This is a genomic window from uncultured Arenimonas sp. (assembly GCF_963976025.1).
In the GTDB taxonomy this organism is placed as follows: Bacteria; Pseudomonadota; Gammaproteobacteria; order Xanthomonadales; family Xanthomonadaceae; genus Arenimonas.
Genome location: NZ_CAXBJS010000074.1, coordinates 1 through 13,385, shown reverse-complemented (window position 1 = coordinate 13,385; position 13,385 = coordinate 1). Strand labels below are relative to the sequence as shown.

Genomic DNA, 13,385 nt, shown 5'->3' with positions numbered 1-13,385 from the left:
CCGAACCCGAGCCGATGCCGGAACCGACCCCGGAACCGCAAGCCGCGGCGCCGGAAGAACCCGCCTACCCGGACCTTGGCATCGACCTCGAGCTGCCGCCCGAACTTGCCGCGCCGGAACAAGCCGCGCCCGAGCCGGCCTTCGAGCCGGAACCGGTGCAGGCCTACGAGCCCGAACCTGCGGCGCCCGAGTCGGCGCCCGAGCCCGAGCCGGTGGCCGAAGTCGCCGCCGCCAGCGCCGGGTTGCCGGTCATCGGTGGTTTCGACGGCACCAGCGACGAGATCGACGACGAGATCCGCGAAGTTTTCCTGGAGGAATTCCAGGAAGAAATCGGCAACCTCGAACAACTGCTGCCCACCTGGCGCAAGCAGCCGGACAACATGGAGCAGCTGCGGCCCATCCGCCGCGTCTTCCATACGCTCAAGGGCAGCGGTCGCCTGGTCGGCGCCAAGACCCTGGGCGAGTTCAGCTGGAAGGTCGAGTCCATGCTCAACCGCGTGCTCGACGGAACCCGCACCGCCAGCCCGGCGGTGGTGTCGCTGATCGAAAACGCCTTCAACACCTTGCCCCTGCTGCGCGCCGCCCTGCAGGGCGAAACCGTGCATGCCGACCTTTCCGGCATCGAAGCCGTGGCCGAACGTGTGGCCGCCGGCGAAGAAACCTTCTACGAGCCCGTTTCCGCGGCCGGCGCCGAAGCGCCGCAGGCCACGCCCGAGCCTTCGCTGCCCGAGCCGGAAGTCGAAGCCGGGATGCCGGCTTTCGAAGCCGAAACCCCGGCGCCCGCGGCCGATTACGACACCGGCCCGCTGGTGCCGCCGACGCCCGACACCGGTTTCGCCATCGACCCGGTGCTGTTCGAAATCCTCAAGCCCGAAGTCGCCGGCCACCTGGAAACCATCGACGCCTGGCTCGCCGCCAGCGCCGCCGGTGGCCCGCAGCCGGTCAGCGACCCGCTGCTGCGTTCGGTGCACACCATGAATGGTGCCTTCGCGATGACCGAAGTCACCGCGCTCACCAGCATCACCTCGCCGCTGGAAGGGTTCCTCAAGCGTTCGCTCGCGGCCGGGGCCGTGCCCGACCAGTCCGGCGTGGACGTGGTGGCCAGCGTCGCCAACGCCATCCGCGAAACCATCGAAGTGCTCGAGCGCCCCGGCGCCACGCTGCCCGATTATTCCGATCTCTCCGCGCAGGTTGCCGCGCTGCGCGACGCGATGCCCGAAGCCACGAGCCCGCTGTCGCCGATGGGTCCGGAAGACGCCCACACCACGGGTGAACTGCCCACCGCGGTTGCGCTCGAGGCGCCGGACCTGTCCGGCCTGCCCAGCTTCGACATGCCGCTCGACGACCAGGCCTTCGCCGCGGCCGACGAACAGGGCGCACAAACCGCCGAAATGCCGGGCGAAACCCCGGAATCGGAGCGCATCTCGCTCGAAGCCTTCCTGTCCGACGCCGCTGCGCCGGCCGAAGAGGGCGGGGCGCCGATGCTTTCGATCAGCGAGGTCGAAACCGGCGACGCGCTTTCCGACGAAGAACTGCAGGCCGCCGAGGCCGCGCTGAAGGCCGCGGCGGAAGCCGAAGCCGCCGAGGCTGCCGCCGCCGAGGCCGCCGCCGAAGCCGCTGCCGCCGAAGAAGCCGCCCGCGAGGCCGAAGCCGCCCAGGCGCGCGCCGCCGAAGAAGCCGCCGCCCAGGCTGCCGAAGAAGAAGCCCGCCTGGCCGCCGAAGCCGCCGAGCTTGCCGCCGCCGAAGCCGCCGCCGCCGAAGCCGCGGCAGCCGAAGCCGCCGAGGCCGAAGCCCGCGCCGCCGAAGAAGCGCGCGTTGCCGAAGAGGCACGACAGGCCGAAGAAGCCCGCCTTGCCGAAGAGGCGCGCGTGGCTGAAGAGGCCCGCATCGCCGAAGAAACCCGCGCCGCCGAAGAAGCCCGCCAGGCCGAAGAGGCCCGGATGGCGGAAGAAGCGGCCGCCCTGGCTGCCGCCGAAGCCGCCGCCGCGCAGGCCGCCGCCGAGGCTGCGGAAGCCGAGGCTGCCGCCGCCGCTCAGGCTGCCGCCGAAGCCGCGGCTGCCGAAGCTGCCGCCGGTGAATCGGCGGAAGCCGCCGCGCCGGCCGACGATTTCTACGGCATGTCGCTCGAGGAGCTCGAGAAGCTGACCTCGCCGGAGTCGGCCGAAGCCGCCGCCGAGCCCGAAGTCACCGAGCCCGAAGTGATCGAACCCGAGGTCGTCGAGCCCGAAGTCATCGAGCCCGAGGTCATCGAGCCCGAGGTCACCGAAGCGCAAGCCGTCGAAGCCGAAGCCGTCGAAACCGCCGAGCCCGAAGCCGCCGAAACCACCGACACCGGCGCGCGCGCCCACGTGCCGCTGGCCGTGGATCCGGAAGACCCGGACGCCGCGCTCGACACCACCGACCTGGACATCTTCCTGGAAGAGTCCGAAGACCTGCTCGACCACTCCGACGGCATGCTGGCCGACCTGCGGGACAACCCCGCCGACCGCGAACTGGTCGTCGGCCTGCAGCGCGACCTGCACACGCTCAAGGGCGGCGCCCGCATGGCCGGCATCTTCCCGGTCGGCGAACTGGGCCACGCCATGGAGTCGCTGCTCGAGGTCGTCGCCGAAGGCCGCCGCGAACTCGACCCGGCCGGCGTGGTCGTGCTCGAACGCGCCTTCGACCGCCTGCACGTCATGGTCACCCGCGTCGGCGACCGCAAGGCCATCGCCCTGCCGGCCAACCTGATCGCGCAGATCGACGCCCTGGCCAAGGGCAAGCCGCTCGACGCCAGCGAACCGGCCCCGGAACAGGCCCCGGCCGCCGAACAGGCGCCCGCGGCACCGCGCGAAACCGCGCTCGACCGCAAGGCGGCCGAAGCCGAGGAAGCGGCGATCAGCCGCGCCGCGCAGTTCTCGATCGGTCCGTCCGCGGACGGCCTGGCGCCGCTGTCGGCGCCCATCGAAGGCCTGGGCGAAGAAGACGACGGTTCGGGCGTGCGCGCCCCGCAGGAACAGGTGCGCATCCGCGCCGACCTGCTCGACCGCCTGGTCAACTACGCCGGCGAAGTCGCCATCTACCGCGCACGCCTCGAGCAGCAGCTCGGCGCGTTCCGCAGCAACCTCGGCGAACTCGGCCAGACCACCACCCGCCTGCGCGACCAGCTGCGCAAGCTCGACATCGAAACCGAGGCGCAGATCATCGCGCGCTACCAGCGCGAAGGCGACGTCAGCGAAGAAACCTTCGACCCGCTCGAGCTCGACCGTTTCACCACCCAGCAGCAGCTTTCGCGTTCGCTGGGCGAATCCGCGGCCGACCTGACCAGCCTGCAGGGTTCGCTCGACGACCTCGTGCGCCAGTACGAAACCCTGCTGCTGCAGCAGTCGCGCGTCAGCTCGGACCTGCAGGAAGGCCTGATGCGCACGCGCATGGTGCCCTTCGACGCGCTGGTGCCGCGCCTGCGCCGCGTGCTGCGCCAGTCCGGCAGCGAAACCGGCAAGCAGGTCAACCTCAAGGTCGACGGCGCCAGCGGCGAAATGGACCGCAACGTCCTCGACCGCATGACCGCGCCGCTGGAACACATGCTGCGCAACGCCGTCGCCCACGGCCTGGAAACCCCGGCCGACCGCCGCAAGGCCAAGAAGCCCGAGGAGGGCACGGTCCGCGTGCAGGTGCTGCGCGAAGGTTCGGAAGTCGTGCTCAAGATCAGCGACGACGGCCGCGGCCTGGACAAGGAAGCGATCCGCAAGAAGGCCATCGAACGTGGCCTGCTCAAGCCCGACGCCGAAGTCTCCGACCAGGCGCTGTACGGCTTCATCCTGGAAACCGGCTTCTCCACCGCCGCCCAGGTCAGCCGCCTGGCCGGCCGTGGTGTCGGCATGGACGTGGTGTACAGCGAAATCCGCCAGCTCGGCGGCACGCTCATCATCGACTCCGAACAGGGCAAGGGCAGCACCTTCACCATCCGCCTGCCGTTCACCCTGGCGGTTACCCAGGCGGTGTTCGTCAAGATCGGCGACACCAGCTACGCGGTGCCCATCGCCTCGGTGCAGGGCGTGGGCCGCATCAGCCGCGAGGAACTCGACAAGCAGCTCGCCAGCGGCGAACCCAGCTTCAGCTACGCCGGCGAGTCCTACGCCATCCACGACCTGGGCCGCCTGATCGGCCACGCCACCGCCAAGGCCCAGGACAGCCTGCAGATGCCGCTGCTGCTGGCCCGCTCCGGTGACCTGCGCGCCGCCATCTGCATCGACCAGGTGCTGGGCAGCAAGGAAATCGTGGTCAAGCCGGTGGGTCCGCAGGTCAACTCGATCCCGGGCATCTTCGGCGCCACCATCATGGGTGACGGCCGCGTGGTCGTTATCCTCGACGTTGCGCCGCTGGTGCGCCGCCAGGCCACGATCGACCACGCCGCGGAGGCCGCCGCGGCCGCCGCCGCACCGCCGGTCAAGGCCCACCGCGTGCCGGTGGTGATGGTGGTCGACGACTCGATCACCATGCGCAAGGTCACCGGCCGCGTGCTCGAGCGCCACAACTTCGAGGTCATGACCGCGAAGGACGGCATCGACGCCATCGAGAAGATGGCCGAGCGCATCCCCGACCTGATGCTGCTCGACATCGAAATGCCGCGCATGGACGGCTACGAGCTGGCGCAGAACATGCGTTCGGACGGCCGCATGAAGGACGTGCCGATCATCATGATCACCTCGCGTACGGGCGAAAAACATCGCCAGCGCGCCTTCGACATCGGCGTGAACCGCTATCTCGGCAAGCCCTACCAGGAAGTCGAACTGATGCGGAACGTGCTCGAGATGCTTGGTATCGAACAGGAGCAGGTCAATGGCTGAGGCAGCGGTGCGCGTTGCGCTGCTGGCCCGCCCGGGTGATGCCCGCGACCAGTTGCGCCGGGCGCTGGCCGAGCTGGGCGCCGAACTGGTTGCCGAAGGCGACCCGGCCGAACTCGACCCCGCCACCGTCGCCGGCCATTCGCCGCGCGTGGTGCTGGTGAGCCTGGAACCGGCCATCGAAGACGCCCTGGAACGTTTCGAGGACCTGCTCGGGCAGCACGACGTGCAGGTGCTCTACGACGATGCCGAGGTCACCCGCGGGCTCGACGGCTGGGACCTGGCCCGCTGGGCCCGCCACCTGGCGGCCAAGCTGGTTGGCTCCGACGTGCTGCCGCCGGTGCCGGGCGACGCCGACCCGCTGCCGCAGATGGACCTCTCGCGCATGGAGCCGGGCGCGCCGCCCAAGCCGTCCGACGTGATGGCCGACGCCAGGCTCGAGGACTACGCCTCCGAGTCGGTGGACCTGTCCGAGTGGGTGCCGACCCAGCCCAAGCTTTCCGACGAACCGCGTGACGAAGAACCGGCCGGCGCCGCCGAAATCCAGGCCCCGGACGAAGACCTGGACCTCGACCTCGACCTCAGCGGCCTGGAACAGGCCCTGGCCGGCGGCGGCAGCGCCCCTGGCGACGAACCCGAACCCGACTACGACGCGCCCGACCCGGCCGACGAACCGCTGCTGGCCGACATGCAGCTTTCCGACGAGCCGGTGCGGTTCTCCAGTTTTTCCGACGACGACGACGCGCCGCCGGCCGACACGCTCGACGACGACGTGGCCGCGCTGGCCGCGCAGCTCGAGGCCTTCGAGGCCAAGGACCAGCGCCAGGAAGCCCGCGACCCGGAATTCGACATCAGCTTCGAAGAGGGCGCCGCGCCGGCCGCGACCGCCGCCGCCGACGAACCGGCTGCGCCATCACCGCCCCCGGCGGGTCCGCGCACGGGCGGCTTTGGTGGCTTCGGCAACCTCGAGCTGGCGCCGATGGACGACACGCCGCCGGACACGCCGGTTGAAGTTTCCTTCGCGCCCAGCCCCGGCCGGGCCGAACAGGCGACGAGCCGCCTGAGCCTGGCCGAGCAGGACGCCGCGCCCAGCCAGTCCATGCACGCCGGCGCCCTGCTGGTGCTGGCCGGCCTGGGCGGCCCCGATGCGGTGCGCCAGCTGCTGGCCGCGCTGCCGGTGAACCTGCCGCTGCCGGTGCTGCTGTACCAGCATCTCGACACCGGCAAGCACGACCGCCTGGTCGACCAGCTGGCCAAGGCCAGCCGGATGCCGGTGGACCTGGCCCAGAACGGCAAGCTGGCCTATCCCGGCCGCGTGGCGGTGCTGCCGCCGGGCATGGGTGCCCGCCGCGACGGTGACAACCTGGCCTTCACCAGCGGCGACCTCGCCGCGGTATTGGCCGCGCTGCCTCCGGCGGAAAGCGGCGTGCTGGTGCTCAGCGGCGCCGATTCGGCGCTGGTGACGGCCGTGCTTGAAATCCACGCCGCCGGCGGCCTGGTCCTGGCCCAGGATCCGTCCGGTTGTTTCGATCCGGTCGCCGCCGATGCGGTGGCCCAGGCCGGAGCCGCCTCGGGCGCGCCGGCCGATCTCGCCGCCCGCATCGTCGAGCGGTGGCATTAACGTGTTTTCCGGAGGAATGGCATGAACGCCCAGCGTGATATCCGCGGCGTGTTGATCTCGGTGACCGGCAGCCGGCTGTTGCTGCCAAACGCCAGCGTGGCCGAGGTGATCACCTATTCCGAGCCGGAGATCCTGGCCAATGCCCCGCAGTGGCTGCTTGGCCGCGTGCGCTGGCGCGGCTGGCGGCTGCCGCTGCTGTCGTTCTCGCGCCTGGCCGGCTGGTCGGAGGAAGACGGCCAGATGGGCGCCAAGGTCGCCGTGCTCAAGGCGCTGGGTGGCAACCCCAAGCTCCCGTTTTTTGCCGTGCTGTCGCAGGGCTTCCCGCGCCTGGTAACGGTTTCCAACCAGGGCCTGAAGCAGTCGCACGACATCAAGGACCTGCCGCTGGGCGTGCACGCCCGCGTCACGCTCAACGATGACCCGGCGGTGGTGCCCGACCTGCTAAGCGTCGAGCTGCTGATCCAGAAAGCCCTCGACCAGGCCCAGGCCGCCGCTTAGGCCAGGTCGCCGTATAGCGCCTGCAGCGCCGCAATCGCCGCCAGCCCCGCCGTTTCCGTGCGCAGGATGCGCGGGCCCAGGCGCAGGCCGGTGAAGCCGGCGGCGCGGGCCGTGGCCAGGTCACGTTCCGACAGGCCGCCTTCGGGGCCAACCAGCAGCGCCACTTCCGCGGCGGCCGGCAGCGCCAGGTCGTGCAGGCCCAGGTCGGCCTGCGGGTCGAGCACCAGTTTCACCGGCGCGCTTTCCGCCACGGCGTAGTTGGCCAGCGACACCGGCTCGCCCAACCGGGGCAGGCGCGCCCGCCCGCTCTGTTCGCAGGCCGCGGCCAGGATGCCCTGCCAGTGCGCCAGGCGCTTGGCGGTGCGTTCGGCGTCGAGTTTCACCTCGGTGCGTTCGGTATTGACCGGCACGAAGGCCGCCACGCCCAGCTCCGTGCCCTTTTGCAGCACCAGGTCCATCTTGTCGCCGCGGGCAATGCCCTGGGCCAGGGTCAGCCGCAGCGGCGATTCGTTCGCCACCGGCCGGGCGTCGGTGACCTCCGCCTGGGCGCCGCGTTTGCCCAGCGACACCAGCCGCGCCGCGAAGTCGTGGCCGTCGCCGTTGAACAGCACCACCGGGTCGCCCACGCCCAGGCGCAGCACGCGCACCAGGTGGCCGGTGGCGGTTTCCGACAGGGTGGCCAGGCCGCCGGGCGCCAGCGGCTGGTCGACGTAGCAGCGAATGGTCCTCATGCCCGGCAGGCCTCTTCGATGGCGGTGGTGGTGACGTCGGCAAGCAGCGCCAGCTCTTCTTCGCCGACGCAGTAGGGCGGCATCCAGTACAGGATGTCGCCCAGCGGCCGCAGCACCACGCCGCGTTCCAGCGCATGCCGGTAGGCGCGCAGGCCGCGCCGGTCGGCGGCGGGGAAGGGCGCGCGGGTCCGGCGATCGGCCACCAGTTCGATCGCCAGGACCATGCCCGTCTGGCGCACGTCGGCCACGTTCGGATGGGCCGCCAGCGGCGCCGCCAGCGCCGCCATTCGCGCGGCGGTGCCGCGGTTGCGCGCCAGCACGTCGTCGCTGTCGAAGATGGCCAGTGAAGCCAGCGCCGCGGCGCAGCCCAGCGGGTTGCCGGTGTAGCTGTGCGAATGCAGGAAGGCGCGTTCGCGCGAGTCGTCCAGGAAAGCTTCGTACACATGGGCGGTGGTCAGTACCGCCGACATCGGCAGGAAACCGCCGGTCAGGCCCTTGGACAGGCACAGGAAGTCGGGCGTGATGCCGGCCTGTTCGCAGGCGAACAGCGTGCCGGTGCGGCCGAAGCCGACGGCGATTTCGTCGGCGATCAGGTGCACGCCGTGGGCGTCGCACAGCTCGCGGGCCCGGCGCAGGTAGGCCGGGTGGAACATGCGCATGCCGCCGGCGCACTGCACCAGCGGTTCGAGCACCAGCGCGCAGACGCTGCCGGCATGGGCCTCCAGGATCGCAGCCAGGTCATCGGCGCGGCGAAGGGCGCAGGCTTCGGCTGACTCGCCGGGCTCCGCCTCGTAGGCGTCGGGCGAGGGCGCGAACAGGGGTTCGAGCAGCAGCGGTGCATACACCCGGCGATACAGCGGGATGTCGCCCATCGACAGCGCGCCGATGGTTTCGCCGTGGTAGCCGTTGGTGAGCGAGATGAAGCGGGTGCGCTGGCCGTCGCCGCGGTTGAGGTGGCTGTGGAAGCTCATCTTCAGCGCCACTTCGATCGCCGCCGAGCCGTTGTCGGCGTAAAAGACCCGGGCCAGGCCCGGCGGCGCGCGTTCGAGCAGGGACTCGGCCAGGGCCAGGCCCGGCGCATGCGAGAAACCGGCGTAGATGACGTGCTCGAGCTCGCGCGCCTGCTTGCCGATGGCCTCGGCGATGCGGGGCTCGCCGTGGCCGAACAGGTTGGTCCACCAGCTGCTGCCGGCGTCGAGGTAACGCTTGCCGTCCACGCCTTCGAGCCAGGCGCCGCGGCCGCGCCGGATCGGCACCAGGGGCAGGGTGCCGGGGTGTTCCTTCATCTGGGTGCACGGGTGCCAGACGACATCCAGGTCGCGTTTGCGCCAGGCGGCTTCGTCCAGGCCGTGGATTGTGGCTTGTTTGTCCATGCGCGGATGATCCGGTGCCCGGCGCCGCCTGTCCAACCGGGTACGGGCGCCGGGACGCCGGCGGCGGCAGCGGCTAGAATCGACCGATGCGTCCCTTGCCGACCATCCATGCCCGCGAAGAACAGCCCCTGGAAAGCGGCCGCCGCGAAATCCTGCACCTGGAGTTCAGCAATGGCGAGCGCCGGCGCTACGAGCGCCTGGTCAGCGGTGGCCACGGCTCGGTGATCATCGCCGCCGTGCCCGAACCGGGCACCGTGCTGCTTATCCGCGAATACGCCGCCGGCACCCACCGCTACGAACTGGGCCTGCCCAAGGGCCGCATGGACGCCGGCGAAACCGTCGAGGAAGCGGCCAACCGCGAGCTCAAGGAAGAAGTGGGCATGGGCGCGCGCAAGCTCAGCCTGGTGCGCTCGATCACGCTGGCGCCGGGTTACATGAGCCACCAGATCCACCTGGTGCTGGCCGAAGACCTCTACCCCGAGCGCCTGCCCGGCGACGAGCCCGAGGAGCTGGAGGTCGTGCCCTGGAAGTTCGACCGGCTGTCGGACCTGATGCTGCGCGAAGACTGTTCGGAAGGCCGTTCGCTGGCCGCCCTGTTCATCGTGCGCGAACTGTTGAAGGAGCGAGGGTGAATCCACTGCGCGAGGCCTGCATCGGCCTGGCCCGCGAGGCCGGCGACGCCATCCTGTCGGTGTATGCGCGCGATTTCAGCGTGGAAACCAAGGACGACGACTCGCCGCTCACCCAGGCCGACCTGGCCTCGCACCGGATCATCGTCGAAGGCCTGCGCCGGCTGGCGCCCGACATCCCGGTGCTGAGCGAAGAAGACGCCGACATCCCCTGGGACGTCCGCCGGCAGTGGTCGCGGCACTGGCTGGTCGATCCGCTCGACGGCACCCGCGAGTTCGTCAAGAAGAACGGCGAGTTCACCGTCAACATCGCGCTGATCGAAGACGGCCGGCCGGTGCTGGGCGTGGTGTTCGCGCCGGTGCCCGACTACCTGCTGCACGCCGAGGCCGGCGTCGGCGCCTTCCTGCGCGAACGTGGCCAGGACATGCCCCTGCAGACCCGCCGGCCGGCGACCTCGCCGCTGCGCGTCGCCGCCAGCCGTTCGCACCTCGACGAGCGCACCGCCGCCGCGCTGGCGCGCATGGGCGACACCGAACGCCACGGCCTGGGTTCGTCGCTCAAGTTCTGCCGCATCGCCGAAGGCAGCATCGACGTCTACCCGCGCTTCGGCCCCACCAGCGAATGGGACACCGCCGCGGCGCAGTGCGTGCTCGAGGCCGCCGGCGGCGCCGTGCTGCGCCTGGACGGCACGCCGCTGGACTACAACCGCAAGGAAAACATCCTCAACCCGTTTTTCATCGCGCTTGGCGACACCTCGCTGCCCTGGCGCGACTGGCTGGGCGAAACCACCGATGGCTGAAATCGACGAGCTGCTGGCGATCATGGCGCGCCTGCGCGACCCCGAACGCGGCTGCCCCTGGGACGTGGCGCAAAACTTCGCCACCGTCGCGCCCTACACCATCGAAGAAGCCTACGAAGTCGCCGACGCCATCCAGCGCGGCGACATGGCCGACCTCAGGGACGAACTGGGCGACCTGCTGCTGCAGGTGGTCTTCCATGCCCGCATGGCCGAAGAGGCCGGGCACTTCGCCTTCGCCGACGTCGCCGCGGCCATCAACGACAAGATGATCCGCCGCCACCCGCACGTGTTCGGCGACGCCGCCTGCCAGGCCGACGCCGAGGCGCAGCTGGCCAACTGGGAAGAGCTCAAGCGCCAGGAGCGCCAGGCCAGCGGCACCCGGGACACCAGCGTGCTGGCCGGCATCACCCGCGGCCTGCCGGAATGGCAGCGCGCGGTGAAGCTGCAAAAACGCGCCGCCACCCTGGGCTTCGACTGGCCTGGCCCCGCCCCGGTGATCGCCAAGCTGCACGAGGAAATCGAAGAGGTGCGGGTCGAGTTCGACGCCGTCGCCGCCGGCGACGAGGCCGCGCGCGACCGCCTGGAGGACGAACTGGGCGACGTGCTGTTCGTGGTCGCCAACCTTACCCGCCACGGCAAGGTTGATTTTGGCGCCGCGCTGCGCCGGGCCAATGCCAAGTTCGAACGCCGCTTCCGGCGCATGGAAAAGCTGGCGGCCGGGGAGGGCGTGGACCTGTCGGCGCTGTCGCTGGAAGACCAGGACAGCTACTGGAACCGAGCCAAGGCCGAAGAAAAGGCCGGGTCGCCTTGACGCCGCCTTGCCGGGGGCTTCACATCCGAATCACCGGGGTCCGGGTCTAATCTTCACAAAGCTGAAGACACCCTCTTCACATCCTGAAGGAGCACCCATGCGACGCGATGACCCGGCCGGCCTGATCCTTGTGGTCGAAGACAACCGAAACCTTTCCGAAATGGTTGGCGAATATCTTGAATCCAAAGGCTTTGGCGTCGATTACGCCACCGACGGCCAGGACGGCTACCGGCTCGCCGCCGACAACAGCTACGACGTGATCGTGCTGGACCTGATGCTGCCGCGCATGGACGGCCTGGAAGTCTGCCGCCGCCTGCGCAACGAGGCCAAGAAGTCGACCCCGGTGCTGATGCTGACCGCCCGCGACACCCTCAACGACAAGGTGGTGGGCCTGGAGGCCGGCGCCGACGACTACCTGGTCAAGCCCTTCGCCATCCAGGAGCTCGAGGCCCGCGTGCGCGCGCTCATCCGCCGCGACCGCCGCCAGGTCAGCGCCGAGGTGCTGAAGGTGGCCGACCTGGTGCTCGATACCGCCAGCCTGCGCGTCACCCGCGCCGGCCAGGAAATCCAGCTCTCGCCGATCGGCCTGCGCCTGCTGACCATCCTGATGCGCGAATCGCCGCGCGTGGTCACCCGCCGCGACATCGAACGCGAGATCTGGGGCGACGGCCTGCCCGATTCCGACACCCTGCGCAGCCACCTGTACAACCTGCGCAAGGCCATCGACCGGCCGTTCGACCGTCCGCTGCTGCATACCGTGCAGACCGCCGGCTACCGCATCGCCGACCTCGATGCCCCCCCGGCCGGCTGACGCCATGCCGCATCGCAAGGGACTGCGTCGCAAGATCTGGACCGCCTTCATCCTGCAGGCCGCGGCGATCAGCTTCGCCGCGGTCCTGGGCGTTTACGGCGCCTCGGCCGTGCTCAAGCACGTGCTGATCCAGCAGGCCCTGCAGGAAGAGGCCGCGCACTACTGGCAGCGCATGCAGGCCAACCCGGGCGCGGAAGTGCCCGACACCTACAACATGACCGGCTACCTGCTGCCTGCCGGCGCCGATGCCGCACGCGTGCCGGAAACGATCCGCAGCCTCGCGCCGGGCTTCCACGCCCTGCCGCGGGCGCAGGGCGGTTCGCTGGTGCTGGTGGACCAGGATCGTAACGGCCACCGGCTCTACCTGCTGTTCAAGCAGGAACAGGTCGACAGCCTGGCCTTCTGGTTCGGCATGGCGCCGCTGGCGATCGTGCTGGTGGTGATCTACGTGATCGCCTGGACGACCTACCGCGCCTCCCGGCGCGCCGTGTCGCCGGTGATCTGGCTGGCCTCGCAGGTCCAGCGCTGGGACCCCAAGCAGCCCGAACCGGCCCTGCTGAGTCCGGAAAACCTGCCCACCGACGTCGAAGGCGAAACCCTGGTGCTGGCGCAGTCGCTGCACGAGTTCGCCAGCCGCATCGAAAATTTCGTGCAGCGTGAGCGCGACTTCACCCGCGACGCCTCGCACGAGCTGCGCACGCCGCTCACCGTCATCCGTGTGGCCGGCGACATGATGGCCGGCGACGACAGCCTGTCGCCGATGGCGCGCAAGGCCCTGGGCCGCATCCAGGGCGCCGGGCGCGACATGGAAGCGCTGATCGAAGCCTTCCTGATCCTGGCCCGCGAAGGCGACACCGGCCTGCCGGACGTGGACTTCGACGTCGCCGAGGTCGTGCAGGAAGAAGTCGAAAAAGCCCGCCTGCTGGTCGCCGGCAAGCCGGTCGAAGTCAGCTGCCGGGTCGAACAGGGATTCCACCTGCACGCGCCGGCGCGGGTGCTGTCGGTGATGCTGAGCAACCTGCTGCGCAACGCCTGCAACTACACCGATGCCGGCAGCGTCACCGTGACGGTGCGCCACGGCGAGATCGCGGTCGCGGATACCGGCGTGGGCATGGACGAAACCGTGCTGGCGCGGGTGTTCGAACCCTTCTACCGCGCCGCCAACCCGGGCAAGGAAGGCCAGGGCATCGGCCTGTCCATCGTGCAGCGGCTCTCGCACCGTTACGGCTGGCCGGTGCGCCTGGAAAGCCGGCCGGGCGAGGGCACCACCGCGATCCTGAGTTTC

The 13,385-nt window shown here is 70.4% G+C and carries 10 protein-coding genes; 8 read left to right on the top strand and 2 right to left on the bottom strand.

From position 1 onward, the window contains the following. Positions 1-14 precede the first annotated feature (14 nt). The 3 genes from AACZ35_RS07545 to AACZ35_RS07535 are packed head-to-tail and all read left to right on the top strand — an operon-like array spanning position 15 to position 6,945. On the top strand, positions 15-4,829 hold the full coding sequence (locus AACZ35_RS07545; protein ID WP_339827817.1) for an Hpt domain-containing protein: 4,815 nt from the start codon (positions 15-17) through the stop codon (positions 4,827-4,829). Next, positions 4,822-6,447 carry a chemotaxis protein CheB gene (locus tag AACZ35_RS07540; protein ID WP_339827815.1) on the top strand — a complete coding sequence of 542 codons (1,626 nt, stop codon included), beginning with the start codon at positions 4,822-4,824 and terminating at the stop codon, positions 6,445-6,447. Before AACZ35_RS07545 ends, AACZ35_RS07540 begins: the two co-directional genes overlap by 8 nt. 21 nt (positions 6,448-6,468) lie before the next feature. Further along, positions 6,469-6,945, top strand: a complete 477-nt coding sequence (locus AACZ35_RS07535; protein WP_339827813.1) for a chemotaxis protein CheW — start codon at positions 6,469-6,471, stop codon at positions 6,943-6,945. On the opposite strand, the gene AACZ35_RS07530 is transcribed toward AACZ35_RS07535, so the two are convergent. Next, positions 6,942-7,676, bottom strand: coding sequence for a 16S rRNA (uracil(1498)-N(3))-methyltransferase (locus tag AACZ35_RS07530; protein WP_339827811.1), 735 nt, complete (start codon positions 7,674-7,676; stop codon positions 6,942-6,944). The genes AACZ35_RS07535 and AACZ35_RS07530 overlap by 4 nt on opposite strands. Beyond that, positions 7,673-9,049, bottom strand: a complete 1,377-nt coding sequence (gene bioA, locus AACZ35_RS07525) for an adenosylmethionine--8-amino-7-oxononanoate transaminase (protein ID WP_339827809.1) — start codon at positions 9,047-9,049, stop codon at positions 7,673-7,675. Before bioA ends, AACZ35_RS07530 begins: the two co-directional genes overlap by 4 nt. Before the next feature lie 86 nt (positions 9,050-9,135). Between bioA and nudE the strand changes: the two genes are divergently transcribed. The 5 genes from nudE to AACZ35_RS07500 all read left to right on the top strand — a co-directional run. Further along, entirely contained in the window at positions 9,136-9,681 is a 546-nt protein-coding gene (gene nudE / locus AACZ35_RS07520) for an ADP compounds hydrolase NudE (protein ID WP_339827807.1), read from the top strand. After that, positions 9,678-10,478: a 3'(2'),5'-bisphosphate nucleotidase CysQ gene (gene cysQ / locus AACZ35_RS07515; RefSeq protein ID WP_339827805.1), complete on the top strand. Its 801-nt coding sequence runs from the start codon at positions 9,678-9,680 to the stop codon at positions 10,476-10,478. The genes nudE and cysQ overlap by 4 nt, the downstream gene beginning before the upstream one ends. Continuing rightward, positions 10,471-11,289 (top strand): nucleoside triphosphate pyrophosphohydrolase, encoded by an 819-nt coding sequence (mazG, locus tag AACZ35_RS07510; RefSeq protein ID WP_339827803.1) that lies wholly within the window; start codon positions 10,471-10,473, stop codon positions 11,287-11,289. The genes cysQ and mazG overlap by 8 nt, the downstream gene beginning before the upstream one ends. Before the next feature lie 97 nt (positions 11,290-11,386). Further along, positions 11,387-12,100: a response regulator transcription factor gene (locus AACZ35_RS07505; protein ID WP_339827801.1), complete on the top strand. Its 714-nt coding sequence runs from the start codon at positions 11,387-11,389 to the stop codon at positions 12,098-12,100. A gap of 4 nt (positions 12,101-12,104) precedes the next feature. Next, a partial coding sequence (locus AACZ35_RS07500; protein ID WP_339827798.1) for a HAMP domain-containing sensor histidine kinase occupies positions 12,105-13,385 on the top strand: 1,281 nt, incomplete at its 3' end.